The organism is Candidatus Symbiobacter mobilis CR (genome assembly GCF_000477435.1).
Classification (GTDB): domain Bacteria; phylum Pseudomonadota; class Gammaproteobacteria; order Burkholderiales; family Burkholderiaceae_C; genus Rhodoferax; species Rhodoferax mobilis.
Window position 1 is genome coordinate 2,870,347 of sequence record NC_022576.1, and the last position, 18,736, is coordinate 2,889,082.

Below are 18,736 nucleotides of genomic sequence, written 5' to 3' on the forward strand. Positions count from 1 at the left end.
GAACCGGTGGCGGCCACAGTCTTTGTAGAAGCGACGGAAGTCGCGATTCCCGCAACCCGCGCAGCGCTCATTGGCCCTTGCCATGCACCGACCTGCGCAGCAGGGGCCGCAGATCCATCCCCAGCAGATGGAGCGCCCCAAAGTACAGCACGCCGCTGGCAAGCATGGCGGCGGCGAGCAGGGCCAGCCGCATTCCCATCGCACTGCGCAGCGCCAGCCAGTCGACATGCGCCGCAACCCCGTACAGGAACGCCGCCAACAGCCCGCAGGCGACGAGGATGCGTAGCCCAAACGCAGCCCACCCCGCAGCGGGGCGGTACGCGCCGCGCCGAACCAGTCCACCCAACAAAAAGGCCGCGTTGACGAGCGCCCCCAGTCCGATCGAGAGCGTCAGCGCAGCGTGGGCCAGCCAGCCAACGAACAGGGCGTTGCAAAGCTGGGTGAACACGAGCACCATGATGGCGATACGCACCGGGGTGCGCGTATCCAGCCCAGCGTAGTAGGCGGGGGCGAGCACTTTGATGGCAATCAGCCCGACCAGCCCCACCCCCCATCCGACGAGCGCGCGGGTGATCTGCTCGATATCGGTATTCGTCATCGCGCCGTAGTGGTACAGCACTGCGGCCAGCGGCAACGGAAAAACGACGAGCGCGACGGCGCAGGGCAGGGCCAGCAGCAACACCCAGCGCAATCCCCAATCGAGCATGGCGGAATACTCGTCGCGATCGCCCCGTGCGTGCGCTGCGGAAAGCTGGGGCAACAGCACGACACCCAGCGCCACCCCCAGCAGGGCTGTCGGGAATTCCATCAACCGGTCTGCGTAGCTGATCCAGCTCACGCTGCCCGGACGCAGGTACGAGGCGATTTGTGTGTTAATCAACATCGACAGGTGCGCCACCCCCACCCCCAGCAGCGAAGGGCCCATGAGCCGCAAAATCTCCTGGGTCGAGGTATCTGCCCATGCGCCGCGCAGCGCAGTCCATCGCCAAGCGATGCGCGGCAACAACCCTAGCCGTGCCAGCGCCATCGCTTGCATGACGAGTTGTACTACTCCCCCTAGCAGCACCCCGGCGGCCAGCGCGTGGATCGGCTCGATGCGGTGCAAGGCCAGCCACGGCGCCAGCCAGAGGGTGGCGGCGATCATGCTTAGGTTCAGTAGCACGGGGGTCGCCGCAGGTACGGCAAAGCGTTTGCGGGTGTTGAGGATTCCTGCGCACAACGCGACGAGCGACAAAAAGGCGATGTAGGGAAACATCCATCGCGTCAGCGTCACCGCCATATCGAAACCCTGCGGGCGCATTCCGCTGGCCATGAGCCATACCAGTGCAGGAGCGGCCAATACGCCAACCACACTTAGCCCCAGCAAGGCCCAGGCCAGCACGGTAGCGACACGGTCGGTCAGGGCCTGCGTTGCGTCGTCCCCGGCCTGCTCCCAGGAACGGGCCAGCACCGGAACGAAAGCTTGGCTGAAAGCGCCTTCGCCAAACAGGCGCCGAAACAGATTGGGAATGCGGAAAGCGACGTTGAAAGCATCGGTCATTGCCGACGCGCCGAAAGTCGAGGCAATCAACAATTCCCGCGCCAAGCCGGTGATGCGGGACAACAGCGTCCACAAGGACACCAGCGAGGCGGAACGGAACAGATTCACCCTGGATCAGAAAAAAATATGCCACCGCAGCCGGTGGCAGGCGCCGCGCACGTCGACGGCGAGGGATGCGAATCAGGCGGTGGTGTCGAGCAGTCGCCCAGTCATCGCATTGCCTGGGGCGGAAAGACTGGTGCGCCGGAGGGTATTGGCCCCTTCCAGAAGCTTTCCCGTTTCACTGGGAGACAGTGTGGAAGCCTTGGGGGTACTGGAGGAAAAAGCGGCAGAGGGGGCTGAAGCAGTCATCATGGAATCTGCTTCCCCCTCTGCACTGCGAGGCGCCGACCCCTGAGGGGTATAGGTGGGGTCGCTCTGTTGGCGGGTCAGATACCCGACCGTTTCTTTGCGTTCCTGCAGCCGGTTTTCTGCGGAGGTGGCCCGTTCGCGCAGATCATCGACTTCCGTCTGCGCTTGCGCAGCTTCGCGGCGCGCAGCTTCCAACCGCTGACGCAGCATGCTGACTTGCAGCGAAGTCGATGCACCTTGGGTGGAGGTGAGGGCAGCCATGACAACAAGGCGCCGCAATAGCCCGGTGGCAGAACCATCGGCCTACACGGCTTGCATAAGCCATGCAATAGGCACAAGCCACAAGCACGAACCACAAGAACGAATTGGCGAAAAACCCCCAGTTGCTCCCATGCCGTGCAGTGAGGCTGTGCCGTCAAGCTGTGAAGTTCACGATCCGGCCCGTCGTTTGCCCTTGGGCGTTGACGACTGGAGCCTGGCTGCGGGCCGCCTGGGTATCGCTGTTCTGGCGATCTTGTTGCGTACGCATGTCTTGCCGGGATTCATTGGCCTGCAAGGCTTGCGTGGGTTGTATGCGCGCTGCAGCGTTGACGCTGGGAGTGGTGGAAGAAGAAACGTTCATGGTGGTCTCCTTGGAATAACTGGGAATAACTGGGAATAACTTGCGGTAATACTGTGTTATTTTGGATAACGCAAGTGTACGAGTGGGATATGTCGAATGCAATTCCCTGTTGATTCCCTGGTTACCTGTTTGCGGAGCGCCTCGGGCATTTCGCTACAGCCTTGCCACCCCCGGTAGCGCACAGGCATGGATGGCGTTGCGCAGTGCGGCGATGGCTGCATGGCGGGGAAAACTGTGCCGCCAACACAGCACGACCCTGCGTGTGGGCGGGGCTTCGCCAAAGGGCAGATAGCGAACGTGGGGGTTGTCGTTCCAGCCGGGTTCCAGGGCGCCGGGGGGCACGCCCAACCGGGGAACCAGGGTCACGCCAATGCCAGCGGCCACCATGTGTTGCAAAGTGTCGAGCGAAGAGCCTTCAAAGCGCCCGCGCAGCCCAGGGTGGTAGGACGGGGCGGTTTCCGGGCAGGCTTGCAGTACATGGTCGCGGAAGCAATGTCCGCGCCCCAGCAACAGCATGTTTTCGCGCTGGAGTTGCTCGCTGGTGACGTGTGGTTGCCTGGCCAGCGGATGGCCCGCAGGGACGACGGCGACAAAAGGTTCGTCGTACAGCGCAGCCACGGCCAACCCCGCATCGGCAAAGGGTTCGGCAAGGATGGCGCAGTCGATGCTGCCTTCGCGCAGCAGGTCGAGCAAGTCGGCAGTGAAGCGCTCTTGCAGCACCAGCGGCATCGTTGGAGTCCGCCGCAAGGCCTGCCGTACCAAATCGGGGAGCAGGTAGGGGCCGATGGTGTAGATGACCCCCAAGGTTAGCGGGCCGTCGAGGGGATCAAGCCCCTGGCGGGCGATGTCGCGTAGCCGGGCCACCTGGTCGAGTATCACGCGGGCTTGCTGGACGATTTCCAACCCGATCGGGGTGACGGTGGCTTCCGTCGATCCGCGCTCGAACAGGGGAATGCCCAGTTCTTCTTCGAGCTTGCGCACTGCGGTGGAGAGGGCAGGCTGGCTGACGTGGCACCCCTTGGCCGCTTTGCCAAAGTGGCGGGTGCCAGCGACGGCAACGAGATAGCGCAGCGCGGTGAGGGTCACCATCTGCTTAGGGGTGGTTGGGTATGCGCTGAGGACTCAGCAAGCAGCACCTAGGAATAGGCGTGTACCTGTAGCCGCTCGCCGTTGCGCACCATCTCTTCGAACCGTATCGCATCGACGGCGGGGCTAAAGAAAAAGCCTTGGAGCTGATCGCATCCCAGGTTGCGCAGGAACACCATCTGTTCCGCCGTTTCGATGCCTTCCGCGACGATTTCCTGCCGAAGCTGTAACGCCATCGTGACGATGGCGCGGGCAATGGCGCAGTCGTTGATGTCGTTTGGCACCCCCACGACAAAGGATCGGTCGATCTTGAGCGTGGTGATCGGAAAGCGCTTGAGGTTGGACAAGCTCGAATACCCCGTTCCGAAATCATCCATCGCCAGCGCCAGCCCCATGGCCACCAGTTCGTTCATGATGGGGATGACGGTATCGGGGTCGCGCATCAGCAGGCTTTCGGTGATTTCGAGCTTGAGGCGATCGGTCGGCACCCCGTGATGGTCGAGCACGCTCTGAATTTTTGCCGGAAGCTGTCTGTCGAATTGGCGGGCCGAGAGGTTGATGGCGACGGGAGGCATGTGCGCGCCACGATCCATCCAGTCTCGAATTTGGCGGCAGGCTTCATCCAGCACCCAGTTGCCCAAGTCGAGGATCAGCCCCGTTTGTTCCGCAACGGGGATAAATTTGGCGGGAGAGATCATCCCGTGTTGCGGGTGGCGCCAACGCAGCAAGGCTTCCGCGCCGACGATGCGCCCGCTGCGCAGGCTGACTTTGGGCTGGTAGTACAGCATCAACCCGCCGGAGCTGAGCGCCTGGCGCAGCTCGGCTTCGAGTTGCCATTGCTCCTTGGCGCGTTGGTTCATCTCCGGGCTGTAGAACAGATACGAAGAGATCGCTTCGGCTTGCAGGCGCTTGACGGCGACATCGGCGCAATGCAGCAGCGAAGCGGTGTCTTGCCCATCGTCGGGATAGACGGCGATGCCAATGCGGGCGCTGATATGGATGGGGTTGCCGTCGATCACGAAGGGAGGGTCGAGGACGTTGAGCAGTTTTTGCGAAACGATGCCGCTGTGCTCGCGCTTCTGGATGCTCAATAGCGCGACGATGAATTCGGTGTCCCCCACGCGGGCGAGCACGTCTTCGTCCCGCAGCGCGGTGCGCCAGCGTTGGCCGACTTGGCGCAGCAGCTCGTCGGCCACGTCATTGCCCAGCGTTTCCTTGATCGAGGAAAAACGGCTGAGTTCGAGCGCCAGCACGACGCAGCAAGCGTTGTTGCGCCGGGCAGTGGCCAACGCTTGGCCCAGCAGTTGTGCCAGCAGCGTGCGGTTGGGCAACCCGGTCAGGCTGTCGTAGTTCACAAGCTGTTGCATGCGTTGCTCGCTGGCGCGCAGCACGGAGATGTCTGAAAAGATCGAAAAAGCGTGCGTGATGGTGCCGGATTCCCCGCGCACCACGCTGATCGATACCGACTGCGGAAACAGTTCCCCGTTCTTGCGCTTGCCAATGATTTCCCCCTGCCAGGGGCCTGAACCCAGCAGGGCTTTGCGCACCTGCTCGCGAAAGTTGGCGTCATGCACGCCGGAGCGCAGGATGTCCGTGGATTGGCCGACGGCTTCTTGCTGGGTGTAGCCGGTGATCCGGCTGAACGCAGCGTTGACCGAGACGATGCGCTCGTTGCCGTCGGTGATCAGGATGCCTTGGTCGCTGTTGGCGATGATGCTGGCGTGCAGCTTGAGCAAGTCCGATTCTGCAGTCTGTAGCAGCGGCAGTACCGTTACGGTGGCAACGAATTGCACCCCGTCGCGGTCGCCATGGCGCAGGATCGCGAGGGTGAGTTCCGCCGGGAAGGTTGCACCGGATTTGTTGCGGTGCAACACGCGGAACACAGCGTGACCGTCAATCTGGAAAAACTCTTCCATGCCGACGAACTGCCCGTCCTCCGTGCCCGTGGCATAGAGAAAGAGCACGTGCTGGCCAATGGCCTCGTTGGCGGTATACCCGTAGAGTTGTTCTGCGGAACGATTCCAGCTACCGAGGTAGCCTAGCTCATCCATCGTGAAGACAGGCGCAGGGAGCAGTTCGAGAATGCGCACGGTGTCGATGGCCGAGCTACCCATGGGCCTTACTCCTGCATTCCATGGAGGAGTTCGAGCATCCACTGGCTGGATTCCAGACAAAGCTGATGGAAGTCGCTGCCGGAGATCGACAAGCGATCCAACCCTTCGAGCACTCCCGCAGCGTCCTGCCGTTCGTAGGACTGCACGAGCGCGAGCAATTGGCCCAGCTCCCCCTCCTGTCGCAGCACTGCCGCGACGAGCGTTTCATGCAGCGGAAGGGTAGCCAGCACGTCCGGGAGCGGGGAACCGAACAGGAAGCCGAGCATCGAAAACATCCCGGTCATGAACGCCAAGTCTTGGTCGGATCGATCCATGCCAGCTTCGCGTGCGAGCAGTTCCATCAACCGGGAACGCCATGTCACCCGCGTGGGGAGCATGGCCGAGCGATGATCCTCATGGCTGGCAGAAAAGAGCATCAGGTTGAGCCATCTGCGAAGCTGCTGTCTGCCCAGCATCAGAATCGCTTGCGAGAAGCTCGTGATCTGCCGACCTGCCCCCATCCCCACCGAATTAACGAGCCGCAGGAGGTGGTACGAGAGGGCGGGATCCTGGCGAAAGACGTCTTCGATGTCGCGGGTGTCTGCGTCGGCAACGACCAACTGCACCAGCCGTAGCGCCTGGCTGCGGGAGGCGCTGCGTGTGTTTCCAGGTTGCGGGGGAGGCGCCAAGTACCATTCCCCATCGAGCCACGTTGCCGTCGGCGGCAATTCCGGTTTGGCGGGACCATCCGTTCGATAGACCGAGGATGCATCGAGTGTTTTGCATCCAGCCTGCGCAAGGAACTGCTGGGTGGATTCGGAAAGCTGGGCAGCCTGGGATGCCAATATGGCCCACTGCACACGCTGTGCAACGCCGGCAAAAGCCGGGTGATGCACCCATTCGAGCAGGGAGGTCTCGATAGCGTCGCCAGGTTCTGGCACTTCCAGCAACATTGCTGTAGGGCGTAGCGAGCGGTCGGCAAGCAGGCGCACGAACACCAAAACATGGGGAGGACTCATGAGCGCTCCTGCGCAGGGTGAAGGGATCTTCTGCGCGGATGTTACTCGAACGATTTTGGGAAGAAAATGGTAGGCCTATTCATACAAGTAGGTAGGAAGCCCCGATTTTTTTACCTAGGTGGCAGGGTTTTGCATTCCCAAACTTTGGGAGAATGGCGACAAGATCGCCCCATGGTTGCGCGTCGATCATCGAATTCCTTACCGCTGCGATGACTGCCAAAAAACCGTTCGAAATTGCCCGTGACACCCTCAAGCAACTCACGGTTCGCAAGTTGCCCCCCACGCCGACGAACTATCAGCGTGTCTACAGCGAGATTGCCGGGTTGCCGATCGAACCCCCGTTCCCACTGGATCGACTACGGGACATCGCCTTGTCGTTGCCGGCCAAGACACCGGGGCAGCAAAAGCAAAAGGCTTTGCTCGAATCTGCCATTGGCAATCTCAATTGGAATGGTGTCAAGAGTGCGCTGATGGCGTATGGGGGGTTCACGCCAGCGACTTCCGCACCGGGGAGTGCGCCGGGGGAGGCGGAGACCAAGCCCTTGGTCGAATCTAAGGTTGCCGTTACCGCAGCCAGTCCCAGCGCAGGTACTTATGCGCTGACGGGGGAGTTTTTTGCCCTGATCGCTCGCTTGATCGAGTACACCCTGCCGGCCTTGACTAGCGACGACGAACGCTTTTTGTCGCAGACGCAGGCGTTGATTGCCGCGCTGCGTGAACCCAGCCCCGACCCGACTTCGGTCAAGCTGTCGTTGGCGAATTACACCAATCGTCTGTCTTTTGCTGCCGAAGATCAGGCAGAGATCAAATCCATGCTGTTGCGACTGCTGCACCTGATCATCGACAACATTGGCCAGCTCAGCATCGACGACAGTTGGTTGCTGGGCCAAGTCGAAGCGCTCAAGACGGTGTGTGCCCCACCGCTGACGCTACGCAGGCTTGATGACCTGGAGCGCCGCCTCAAGGACGTGATCTTCAAGCAAGCCCAGGCCAAGGAGCGCGCCACCCAGGTGCAGGAAGACATGCGCCGCATGCTCGGCGCCTTCGTCGAACGTCTGGGCGCTATGTCTACCTCTACGGGTGTTTTCCACTCGCAGATGGAAGAAAACGCCAAACTCATTGAGCAGGCCAAAAGCCTGACGGATATTGCTCCGGTGCTCAAGCGGGTGGTCAGCGCCACGCGCGATATTGCGCACGAAACCCTGTCTGCGCGCGACGAGCTTCAGGGCATGCGCCGCAAGGTCGAGGCCACGGAAGCAGAACTGGCTAAGCTGCACCAAGAGCTGGATCGAATCAGCGCCCAGGCCCGCCACGATCCCCTGACTGGCGCGCTCAACCGCCAGGGACTGGATGAGGCGATCAACCGGGAAGTGGCCAACCTGCGCCGCAAGGAAGCTCCGTTGAGCGTTTCCCTGCTCGACATCGACAACTTCAAGAAACTGAACGATTCGCTCGGCCATGCAGCCGGGGACGAGGCGCTGGCGCACTTGGCCAGCGTTGCGCGGGAAGTAATGCGCCCGCAAGACACCCTGGCGCGCTATGGTGGGGAGGAATTTGTGATCTTGTTGCCGGACACGAACCTGGAACAGGGCATCGAAGCGATGACCCGCCTGCAGCGGGAGCTGACCAAGCGCTTTTTCCTTGCAGGAACGGAGAAAGTACTCATCACCTTCAGCGCCGGTGTGGCACAGGTGGCCGCCGATGAGGAAGTGCCGGAAGCCATCCGCCGCGCCGACCAGGCGATGTACCTGGCCAAGCGCGCTGGCAAAAACAGGGTGTGCGGGGCCTGAGGACGTTTACCGTCCAGGCCCTCTCTTGTGGCCGCGCCCGAATGACCCCGGGCCGGGCATCGCGCTGGCGTCGAAGACCTTCTGTTGATCTGCATCCAGGGCAGCGTAGAACTTTTGCACTGCTTGCGTGTGCCGTTGCCATTGGGCGGTGCGCTCCGCCTGGAATTGTTCGTGCAGGGCCTGCATTTTTTCGATGCGCTGCGGGGTGGTCAGCGTGGCCATTTCGACGGGGTCGAAGGGCGGGCGTTGCCGGGCTTGCGGGGGTTGCATGGTCTGGGTGAATTCCTTCCACGCTGCTTCCTGCTGGGGCTGCAACTTGAGTTGCGCCTTCAGTACGGCCAGGCGCTGTTCGTGCCGGGCCTGCCGTGCTTCGGGAGTCATCTTGCCCATGCCTCTGCCGCCTGCGCCGGGCATTCCCCATGCCTGCATCGGGGGGTCGCAAGGCATGGGGGGTGCGGAGTCGGGTCGGGCTTGGGCGATGCTGGCGGCAGCCAGCGTGCAAGCAAGGGCGAAGGTGCGAAGTGTGGTGTGCATGAGGTACTCCTGGGTTGGCCACGCGCTGGAACAAGAAGGAAAGACAAGGTGGCGTGGCATGGAAGGCAGTGTCTCCCCGTCGTGTAAGCCGAGGTTTGCCCTACGGCGAAGCTGTGTAAAGTTTGGGCAAAGGATTACCGCGCCCTGTCGTGCGCGGGTGGAGGGTTTTCGTGTTCAAAAATGCTTTGGTTTTTCGGCTTGCAACGGGGTGGGAGATCGGCGCCGATGTGGTGGAAGACCACCTGCAGCGCGTTCGCTTCGTGCCCTGTGCGGGTAGCGAGGAGTTTGCGATAGGGTGGGTGGAGCCTCGTGGCATCGCCCATGGCCCCTTGTTGGAATCCATTTCCGGGCAATGGGTGCTGAAGGTGGTGATGGAACGGCGCAGCGTACCGGCTTCGGTACTGCAACGCAAGCTGATGGAACAGGTCTCGGCCATTGAGGCCAGCACGGGGCGACGCCCCGGCAAGCGCGAGCTGCGCGGCCTCAAGGACGATCTGCGGATGCAATTGCTGCCGATGGCCTTCCCCAAGCAAACTGCCGTCTGGGTGTGGATCGACCGGGAAAAGGGCTTGCTGGTGCTCGATACCTCCAGCCAGGCGCGCGCGGATGAGGTGCTCACCCTGCTATTGCGCACCCTGCCGGATGTGACGCTGTCCAATCTGGAAACGCGGATTGCCCCTGCGCGGGCGATGGCCGATTGGTTGTTGGCGCAGGAAGCCCCATCGGGGTTCATGATCGACCGCGAATGCGAGTTGCGTGCCACGGATGAATCCGCAGCAGTGGTGCGCTATACCCGGCACGAGGTCGATACCGACGAAGTGCGCCAGCACGTGCAGTCCGGCAAAACCCCGACCAGGCTGGCCTTGACGTGGAACGGGCGCGTGTCGTTCGTGCTCACGCAGGAAGGTTCGCTGCGCAAAATCGAGTTTCTGGAAGGGGTGTTCGATCAGGCAGACGGGGACGACCGTTTCGACACCGATGTCGTGCTGAGCACTTCCGAATTGCGCGTACTCATCCCCGATCTCATTGAGGCGCTGGGTTCGCTGGCATCTGCGATTGATCCCACCACAGTACCAAGCCCCCTTCCTGTTGTGGGAGCCACGGAAAGTACGATGAGGCGGTAGCGTGCTGTAGCCTATGCCTGCCACCCCAGGCGTGCGCCAAGCACTTGCGCCAGCGCAATCCCATCAATGGCCGCAGATAGGATGCCCCCCGCATAACCTGCGCCTTCTCCGCCGGGGTACAGCCCTGGTACGTTCACACTTTGGAAGTCCGCCCCACGGACGATGCGCAGCGGGGCTGAGGTGCGCGTTTCCACCCCGGTAAGGACAGCATCCGGCAAATCGAACCCACGCAGCTTGCGCCCAAAAGCGGGGAGGGCCTCGCGCAGCGCGGTGGCGACTGCTGGCGGCAGGATAGGCTCCAGGTTGGTGGGGCGAACGCCGGGCCGGTACGAAGGCAATACGTCGCCAAAACCCGTCGAAGCCTTGCCTGCCAGGTAGTCGCACAGCAATTGCCCTGGAGCCTCGTAGCTGCTTGCGCCCAAGGCAAAAGCGTCGGCCTCCATCCTGCGCTGCAAGGCAATCCCCGATAAAGGGTGTGCCCCGCGTGCATCGCCCAATCTGCCATGCAAGGCTTGCTGCGCATAGCGTTCCCCCGCCATCTCACCGAAAGCGTGGACGAAGGCGCTGCGATCCTGCGGGAAGTCTCCGGGGTCGATTCCCACCACCAGCGCGGCGTTGGCGTTGCGCTCCTGGCGCGAATACTGGCTCATTCCGTTGGTCACGACCCCACCGGGTTCGGAAGCTGCCGCAACCACGGTTCCCCCAGGGCACATGCAAAAGCTGTAGACAGTGCGCCCGTTGCTGGCGTGGTGGACGAGGCGATATTCCGCAGCCCCCAGTGCGGGGTGCCCGGCGTGGTGTCCCCAGCGGGCGCGGTCGATCAGGTGTTGCGGGTGCTCAATGCGCACCCCGACCGAAAACGCTTTGGCTTCGAGCCGCAGCCCATGATCGTGCAGCATGGCGTAGGTGGTGCGTGCGCTGTGGCCTGTGGCCAGAATCGCATGGTCACAGCGCAAAAAGTAGGGGGCGCCTTCGCCATCGACGCGCAGTCCGCGCAATAGGCGGGAACCGTTGGGTAGCGATTCGAGTTCGATATCGTCGACCCGGTGGCCAAAGCGCACCTCACCGCCCAGCTCGACGATGCGCGCACGTAGCGATTGCACGACCTTGACGAGCCGGAACGTGCCGATATGCGGGTGGGCGTCGACGAGGATGTCCGGTGGCGCCCCCGCCGCAACCAGATCGGCCAGCACCAGACGCCCCAGGTGCTGTGGGTCGCGAATCTGGCTGTAGAGCTTGCCGTCGGAAAACGTTCCCGCGCCCCCTTCGCCGAACTGGATGTTGCTCAACGGGTGCAAGGTGCCCTTGCGCCAGAATGCCCAGGCATCTTGCGTGCGTTCGCGCACCGCCTTGCCTTGTTCGAGCACGATGGGGCACAACCCCATCCGCGCTAGCCAGAGCGCGGCAAACATTCCGCAAGGCCCGAAACCCACGATGACGGGGCGCACCGCCGGAGCCTGCCCTGCGGTGCGGGAGGGCAGTGGGGGTAGGGGCGGGGTGGCTGCGATCTTGCTGTGCGGTGGCAGTCGACCCAGCACGATGCTTTCGTCGTTCGCGTCGGCGAGGGCAACATCCACCGTGTACACCATCCAGATTCGGGAGGATCGCGCATCGACACTGCGGCGAAACACCTCCAAGGCAGCGATGTCGCTCGCATCAATGCCCAACGCATGCGCAGCCAGAGCGAGCAAGGCATTCGTGGGGGTGCTGCTGGGGGCGGCAGGCTGTTCCAGAGGAACACGAAGTTCGGGAATACGGAGCATGGCGGAAGTATGGAAAGCGCAGGATTGTGCGGTGCATGGGCACAACCCTGCGGTTTACGATCAACGGTCTTCCCCAGCGTTCGCGTTTTTCCAGCAAGGACGGGCTTTGCAAACCCTGATTCGTGGGGCCGCTACAAACCATGACGAACACCACGCTACCCAAACTTCCCTACGGACTAAGCAATTTCCACAAGTTGATCTCCGAAGGTCATTGGTATGTGGATCGCACCAACTACATCGCCCAGCTCGAAGCACACGGCAGCTACCACGTCCTGATGCGCCCGCGCCGCTTTGGCAAAAGCCTGTTTTTGTCGATGCTGGAGCACTACTACGACCAGCTCCGCAAACCGGAATTCGATGCATTGTTTGGACAACTCCACGTCGGCAGGAATCCGACTCCGCTGGCCAATGCCTACCAAGTGCTGGTGCTCGATTTCAGTGGGATCGACACCTCGCGGGGACAGGACATTCTGTTGCAGGGTTTTGCGCGAAAGGTCGAACACGGAGCGCTATTTTTTTTGCAGCGCTATGGCTATCCCGATGCGCTTCAACAGGCTATCCAACAGCAGACTATGCCCCAGGGCAAGCTCGAAGTATTGCTGCGCCACACTGCCCTGAACGGCCAGAAATTGCTGCTGCTGATCGACGAATACGACCACTTTGCCAATAGCCTGCTTGCCGAAGACCTTGATGCTTTTCGTTCTGCCGTTGGCAAAGGCGGGTTCGTTCGCAGCTTCTACGAAACGATCAAATCCGCCACCCAAGCGGGAACCATGGACCGGTTTTTTATTACCGGCGTCACCGCCATCATGCTCGATAGTCTGACCAGCGGGTTCAACATCGCGGAAAACCTGACTTTTGAGGAAGATTTCCATGACATCCTCGGCTTTACCCGTGAGGAAACGTCGGCGTTGATTCGGCCCTTGGTAGAGGGCTGCAAGCTGGATGCTGAGGCGGTGATGGAAGACGTAACCCATTGGTACAACGGGTATCGCTTTCACCGCAGGTGCCACACCATCTACAACTCCGACATGGTGCTGTACTTTGCGAAGAAGTTCGACCGCAAAGCCTGCGCGTACCCGGATCGGATGCTTGACGAAAACATTGCCTCCGACTACGGAAAGCTGATGGCGCTGTTTGCTATTGGCGACCGCGAAGACAACTACCGCGTGCTCGAAGCGTTAGTCACCGAAGGCGAAGTCGTGGCCCAACAGCAGCGCCGGTTTGATCTCGATAAGACCTTTGGCCGCGATGACTTCATTAGCTTGCTCGCATACGTCGGTTTTGCTTCGCTGGTCTCCGCCCAGTCGGATCGGATGCGGTATGCGATTCCCAACCATGTGATTCGCGAGCTGTACTTTCAGTATTTCCTTGTGGAATTGGAGCGGCGCAATCAATTGGTATTGCCGATGCACGAATTGGCCGATGCGCTCTATGCCTTGTCCGGCTCCAACAATATCGAACCCCTGCGTGCCCAGTTGGAGCGCGTATTGCGCCATCTATCGAACCGTGACAGCATTCGCATGGATGAAAAGCACCTCAAAGTCATCCTGATCACGCTACTGTTTCAGACTTCCGTCTGGTTTTTGCAGAGCGAACCCGAGGTGAACCGGCGCTACCCCGATGTGTTGTTACGCGAACGCAGCCCCTTTGAACTGGCCGGACAGCATTTGATCGAACTCAAGTACGCCAAGAAACAAGATGGCGAAGCGGGGTGGGAGGCCAAGCGGCAAGAAGGGCTGGAGCAAATCGCCGCGTACCGTGCGTTGCCGGAGATTGCGGCAATGGCCAAGCTGCATTGCTGGCTGATGTTGACCGATGGAGAAAGGGTCGAGGTAATGGAGGGGGTGCGTGCCCATGCCAACGCCATTGCGACTTCTGTCGCTCCTACAGCAGACTGACTACCCACCAACCCCTACCAAGGATCGCATCCGTGCTGCATTCCATGTTCGCCATCAGCCTGGGCGCCTCTATGGGCGCGGTAATTCGGTGGTTGTTGGGGACATCGCTCAACGCCATCTTCCCCACGATCCCACCCGGAACCTTGGCCGCGAACCTGATCGGCGGCTATTTGATTGGCGTGGCGCTCGACATTTTTGCCAACAACCCTGGCATTGCGCCCGAATGGAAACTGTTCGTCATCACAGGGTTTCTCGGTGGAATGACAACTTTCTCGACCTTCTCGGCGGAAGTCACGTCACTCGTCCAACAAGGGCGCATCGTCTGGGCCATGGCTGGGATAGGCCTGCATGTCGTCGGCTCCTTGGCGATGACCCTTCTGGGGCTGGCCACCATGGCCTTTTTGAAACGCTTGTGAAGGATGCAGTAGCCGCTACGGCGACTGCCGCTGCTCTTGCACCCGCGCCATGCTTCCGTCCCCGTTATAGCAGCGGCCGAAGCCGCGATGCGCAGTGGCCTAGGGCTGCGCAGCCTACGGATAGAAGCGTCTATCCCCGGTCTATCCCCGGCGAGCCTGAAAGTCGCGCAGAAAGTCGACCAAGGCCTCGACGGCGGGCAAAGTGAGCGCGTTGTAGAGGGAGGCGCGCAGCCCCCCGATGGCGCGGTGGCCTTGGAGGCCGGAAAACCCCGCGCGTGCGGATTCTTCGAGCAGCAAAGGCTCTAGGGCGGGGTCGGCCACGTTGAAGGCCACGTTCATGACCGAACGGTCTTGCGGCTCTGCGCGGCCTACGTAGAACCCGTGGCTGTCGTCGATGGCACGGTACAGCAGGCGGGCCTTGCGCTCGTTGATCGCAGCCATGTTGTTCAGGCCGCCGATGTCGTCGCGAAGCCACCGCAGCACCAGTAGGGTGGCGTAGATTGCAAATACCGGAGGCGTATTGAGATTGGAATGCGCGGCGATTTGCTTGCGGTAGTCCAGAAACGCGGGCAGGTCATTCGGGGCATCGTCCAGCCATGATTCCTGGATCACGACGACCGTCACCCCAGCCGGGCCGATATTCTTTTGCGCATGGGCGTACAACAGCGCAAAGCGCTCCGGCTCGCAGGGGCGGGAGAGGAAGTCCGAGGACATGTCACACACGCGGGGCACGTCGTCCCTTCCCAGCACGCGGGTGAACTGGACACCCTCCACCGTCTCGTTCGATACATAGTGCAGATACGGAGCGTCCGGCGAATAGGCAAGCTCGTCCTCGCGCGGCAGGCGGCGGAACCCGCTGGATTCCCCGCTCCACATCACGTCCACTGGCCCCTGCAACTGTGCTTCGGGGATCGACTTGCCGCTCCAGTAGCCCGTGTGCAAGTACTGCGCGGGGTGCTTTTTCCCGCGCAGGAACGTCATCGGGATCATCGAAAACTGCTGGGTGGCTCCGCCTTGCAGGAGCAAAACCCGGTAGCCTTTGCCCAGCCCGAGCAGCGAGAGGACGACGGCTTCCGTCTCGGCCAGGATCGACTCGAACCAAGCGCTGCGGTGGCTGATTCCGAGGATCGACAGCCCGACATCGGGCACTTCGATCATCGCATCCCGTGCTTGCAGCAGCACTTTCTCGGGCAATGCGCCCGGGCCACCGGAAAAATTGCGGTCGTTGCGCAAGCTCATGGGATCGTTCTCTTGGCTATAGGTATATAGGACAGGTACAGGCTGTCGGGGCGATCAGGGTTGGGCGGCAGTGGCCAAGAATGCCTCTTGCCTGCGCAGCAGCATGTCCCGAAAGGCATCGCGCACCTTTTGCATGTGAATCTGCTTGTAGGGGAATAGCTCCTCGCTGTCCATCGCGTGGACGATCATCGCGTGGTCAAGCTCGAACACCAGCAGCCTGCCGTCCGGGGTTTCGGCGCAGTCGATGCAAACGTAGTCCAGATCGACTGCGCGGGCTATGGCAGCCAGCGCTTCGTGGTGCCGGGTCTGAAAACGCTCGAACTGCTCCATGAACGCCAATTCCTGTTCACGCTTCCATGCCTCTTGGTACATGCCGGCGTTGATGTAATGCACCATCCAGTGGTCGGAAACGGCCATGTGGCAGGCGTAAGTCTGGCCCTCGATCAGCGCGATGCGCATCTTGCGGTACGTTCCATCGGCGTGGCGGTAGTCGACGAAGGGTGACAGAAAAAAATGCGTGTCGGCAACGCGATCCAGGTAGGCAGGAATCTCCTCCACAGCAGTGAACCGCTCCAGATCCTTGCCTGCCTGCGAACCCACCGGACGCAGAATGATCGGGAAAGCCATCCCTCCTGCCGCAGACCCCGACCCAGCTTGGTCGACAAGGTCGCCCAGGTCGGGCAACGCACAGCGCCCTTGGCACAGATCGACCAGCCGTTCGCGGGGCACGCGCAGCGTAGGCGGCATCAGTAAGCCGGGGATGCCTTGCAGCAAGTTGCTGGCGAGGGCGCGATCCACCCTAGGGATATGGCGCGGCAAGTTGAGTACGGGCCGGGGCCATTGCGCCAGCGCCCCTTCCAGAAACTCCAGGTGGGCCAGGTTCTCGTCACTCTCGCTCATTGCCACGAGCAAGGCATCGTGGTCGGGCAAAGGTTCGGGGAACGGTTCCTCGATACCCAGAAAGTAGTAGATCAGGTCGACGTCGCTGTGTTCGAGCAGGCAGTCCAGGGGGGTATTCGCCGCCAAGTCGCCGGGCATCATCAACATCAGCAGACGGTACCGCGCAGGGCGAATCTTGGCAGGAAGAAAATAGATGCGTTGCAGTTGCAGCGCCTGCTTTTGCAGGGTCAATCCCAATTCCTGCTGCCCCAGGCACAGCATGATGGTCGAGAGGTTCATCCACCGGTCTGCCCGCGTAGGGTCGGCTTGTACCTGCGTCAGCGCATCCTCACCCAGGGGGCGCAAATCCACGCCGGCGATGCTGGCGCGCAGGAATGGCGCCAGCCCGACGAATTCCGCTCTGAAAGATGTGGCAGATTCCGCAGATGCTGCAGGCCCGGTAGCCTTGGCGGCTGCGGTACAACCCGTAGAACAGGGGGCTTCTGCTCCATCCGTGGGATCAAACGTGTCAGTCGGTACAGAATCCACGGTTATTGCGTCGGGAGAGGTTTCGTTCATGGTGCAATCCCGGTACGAAAAGGGTGCCGGAGTGTATCGACCGCCCCCACGGAAACCCTGCATCCCGCCCATGCCATGAGTACACCTGACCTTCCCATCTCCCTGTGCAGGGATCTCGATCCGTTTTCGCGTCGCTGTTCGGAGTCTTCGGCGGGGCTGGCCGTGCTCGTCATCGAAGACGAGCCGGGAGACTATGCGTTGATCGCTTCGTACTTGCGGCATTTGTGCGGTCCCAACCATAGCGAGCCGCGCATCGAATGGGCCAAGACCCTTGCCCAGGGGGTTGGCGCCGCAACGCGAACGCGCTTCGATGTCGTACTTCTCGACCTTTCTTTGACCGATTCCAGCGGTTTGACCACCGTGGCGACTGTCACGGCAGCCGTTGCGGGCACGCCTGTCGTGGTGTTGACGGGCCACGACGACGACGCCCTTGCCATGGCGGCCATTGCGGCAGGGGCACAGGACTACCTGGTCAAGGGCGAAATCGATTCCCGGTCACTCGGCCGTGCTGTGCGTTATGCGCTCGCACGCAGTGGCTTGGAATCGCAATTGCAACTCTTTGAGGTCGCGCTGCACTCTGCCGCCAACGGCGTCATCATCACCGACATTGATGGGCGCATCGAATGGGTCAACCGCGCTTTCATCGACATGACGGGGTATGACCTCGACGAATCCTTGCACCATCGCCCGGGGGAGCTGTTGCATTCGGGCAAGCAGCCGACTGTGTTTTATGAGCGGATGTGGAACACGATCCTTGCCGGGAAAGTGTGGTCGGAAGAGCTTGTCAATCGGCGCAAGAATGGGAGTTATTACGACGAGCACATGGCCATTTCTCCCGTGCGGATGCACGATGCAAGCATTCGGTACTTTGTCGCGATCAAGCAGGATGTCACCGCACGCCGTCAGGCCCAGCAGCGCTTGGAGCAGAGCGAAGAACGGCTGGATTTGGCGCTCCTTGGGTCGGATTTGGGGATGTGGGATATGTACCCTGCCACAGGCACGCTGTATCTCAGCGCCAAGGCTTACGAAATTCTGGGCTTGCCCCCCAATGGCGCGAGGGAAGACGCAGGTTGGTTCGAAGACTTGCTACACCCTGACGACGCAGGGCCACGTCGCGATGCCCTCGAAGCCCACTTGCGCGGCGATACCCAGGATTACCACGTGGAATTTCGCATGCACCACCAGAATGGGCACTGGGTCTGGTTGCGCTTGCGCGGCAAGATCGTTGCGCGCAACGCCGACGGTACTCCGCTGCGCGTGGCCGGCACGATGCAGGACATCAGCCTGGAAAAGCGCCTCAAATTGGAAGGCAGCGATTTGTTGTTGCGCATCGAATCGATGATCGGGCAGCTCGGTTCGCACGCTGCAATGCGTCCCGTGGAACCTGGGCCACCCATTGCCCTCAGCCGCCGTCAGCGCGACGTACTTGCCTTGGTAGCACGGGGAATGACCTCAATGCAGATCGCCAGCCAGCTCCACATCAGCACGGCCACCGCAGCCACGCATCGGCGCGACCTCATGCGCAAGCTCGATTTGCACAGTGTGGCAGAGCTGACACGCTACGCCATCGACCACAAAATCGTCCCTCCCATCGCTCCGCGCAAGCGCTAGGCGCTGCACAGCCGTTGCGTGGGGCGACGGGTATGCCCATGCTACTGGCTGTGGACTACTGGTTACTCGCCGCAACGAAGCTGGGTACGTTATTACTGTTTCTCTGGTATTTCTATCCTGCATATAAGGTAGGGCACAGGGACTTTGCCTTGCTATAGTGCTGTGTAGCCACGGCGATTGCAGCGTGTA

At 61.4% G+C, this 18,736-nt stretch carries 15 protein-coding genes; 5 read left to right on the forward strand and 10 right to left on the reverse strand.

What is annotated here, in order from left to right; all coding sequences use genetic code 11:
- Window positions 1-67 precede the first annotated feature (67 nt).
- The 6 genes from murJ to CENROD_RS12745 all read right to left on the reverse strand — a co-directional run bounded on the left by murJ (window position 68) and on the right by CENROD_RS12745 (window position 6,711).
- Window positions 68-1,648: a murein biosynthesis integral membrane protein MurJ gene (gene murJ / locus CENROD_RS11770; protein WP_022776602.1), complete on the reverse strand. Its 1,581-nt coding sequence runs from the start codon at window positions 1,646-1,648 to the stop codon at window positions 68-70.
- Between the two features lie 72 nt (window positions 1,649-1,720).
- On the reverse strand, window positions 1,721-2,152 hold the full coding sequence (locus CENROD_RS11775) for a hypothetical protein (RefSeq protein WP_022776603.1): 432 nt from the start codon (window positions 2,150-2,152) through the stop codon (window positions 1,721-1,723).
- A 154-nt stretch (window positions 2,153-2,306) separates the two neighbouring features.
- A complete protein-coding gene (locus CENROD_RS11780) occupies window positions 2,307-2,513 on the reverse strand; it encodes a hypothetical protein (RefSeq protein ID WP_022776604.1) in 207 nt (68 codons plus the stop codon).
- Window positions 2,514-2,666: 153 nt separating this feature from the next.
- On the reverse strand, window positions 2,667-3,599 hold the full coding sequence (locus CENROD_RS11785; protein WP_041194794.1) for a LysR substrate-binding domain-containing protein: 933 nt from the start codon (window positions 3,597-3,599) through the stop codon (window positions 2,667-2,669).
- 50 nt (window positions 3,600-3,649) lie between these two features.
- Window positions 3,650-5,713 carry a putative bifunctional diguanylate cyclase/phosphodiesterase gene (locus CENROD_RS11790; RefSeq protein WP_022776606.1) on the reverse strand — a complete coding sequence of 688 codons (2,064 nt, stop codon included), beginning with the start codon at window positions 5,711-5,713 and terminating at the stop codon, window positions 3,650-3,652.
- Window positions 5,714-5,718: 5 nt separating this feature from the next.
- Window positions 5,719-6,711, reverse strand: a complete 993-nt coding sequence (locus CENROD_RS12745; RefSeq protein ID WP_022776607.1) for an EAL and HDOD domain-containing protein — start codon at window positions 6,709-6,711, stop codon at window positions 5,719-5,721.
- Between the two features lie 209 nt (window positions 6,712-6,920).
- Between CENROD_RS12745 and CENROD_RS11800 the strand changes: the two genes are divergently transcribed.
- Window positions 6,921-8,501: a GGDEF domain-containing protein gene (locus CENROD_RS11800; RefSeq protein WP_022776608.1), complete on the forward strand. Its 1,581-nt coding sequence runs from the start codon at window positions 6,921-6,923 to the stop codon at window positions 8,499-8,501.
- A gap of 6 nt (window positions 8,502-8,507) precedes the next feature.
- Here CENROD_RS11800 and CENROD_RS11805 read toward each other — a convergent pair whose 3' ends face one another.
- On the reverse strand, window positions 8,508-9,035 hold the full coding sequence (locus CENROD_RS11805; protein ID WP_022776609.1) for a Spy/CpxP family protein refolding chaperone: 528 nt from the start codon (window positions 9,033-9,035) through the stop codon (window positions 8,508-8,510).
- A 170-nt stretch (window positions 9,036-9,205) separates the two neighbouring features.
- Between CENROD_RS11805 and CENROD_RS11810 the strand changes: the two genes are divergently transcribed.
- Entirely contained in the window at window positions 9,206-10,159 is a 954-nt protein-coding gene (locus CENROD_RS11810; RefSeq protein ID WP_022776610.1) for a recombination-associated protein RdgC, read from the forward strand.
- Between the two features lie 11 nt (window positions 10,160-10,170).
- Here CENROD_RS11810 and CENROD_RS11815 read toward each other — a convergent pair whose 3' ends face one another.
- Window positions 10,171-11,922: an NAD(P)/FAD-dependent oxidoreductase gene (locus tag CENROD_RS11815; protein ID WP_022776611.1), complete on the reverse strand. Its 1,752-nt coding sequence runs from the start codon at window positions 11,920-11,922 to the stop codon at window positions 10,171-10,173.
- Window positions 11,923-12,062: 140 nt separating this feature from the next.
- Here CENROD_RS11815 and CENROD_RS11820 point away from each other — a divergent pair, with 140 nt between their 5' ends.
- Together CENROD_RS11820 and crcB are read left to right on the forward strand one after the other, a co-directional pair.
- Window positions 12,063-13,823, forward strand: a complete 1,761-nt coding sequence (locus tag CENROD_RS11820) for an AAA family ATPase (RefSeq protein WP_022776612.1) — start codon at window positions 12,063-12,065, stop codon at window positions 13,821-13,823.
- A 32-nt stretch (window positions 13,824-13,855) separates the two neighbouring features.
- Window positions 13,856-14,239, forward strand: coding sequence for a fluoride efflux transporter CrcB (gene crcB / locus CENROD_RS11825; protein WP_041193604.1), 384 nt, complete (start codon window positions 13,856-13,858; stop codon window positions 14,237-14,239).
- 141 nt (window positions 14,240-14,380) lie between these two features.
- Here the strand turns inward: crcB and CENROD_RS11830 are convergent, their stop codons facing one another.
- A complete protein-coding gene (locus tag CENROD_RS11830) occupies window positions 14,381-15,478 on the reverse strand; it encodes a phosphoserine transaminase (RefSeq protein WP_022776614.1) in 1,098 nt (365 codons plus the stop codon).
- Between the two features lie 54 nt (window positions 15,479-15,532).
- Complete coding sequence (locus tag CENROD_RS11835; RefSeq protein ID WP_022776615.1) at window positions 15,533-16,936, reverse strand: ATP-grasp domain-containing protein; 1,404 nt, start codon at window positions 16,934-16,936, stop codon at window positions 15,533-15,535.
- 75 nt (window positions 16,937-17,011) lie between these two features.
- On the opposite strand from CENROD_RS11835, the gene CENROD_RS12750 reads away from it, so the two are divergent.
- Entirely contained in the window at window positions 17,012-18,547 is a 1,536-nt protein-coding gene (locus CENROD_RS12750; RefSeq protein WP_022776616.1) for a PAS domain S-box protein, read from the forward strand.
- Window positions 18,548-18,736 lie beyond the last annotated feature (189 nt).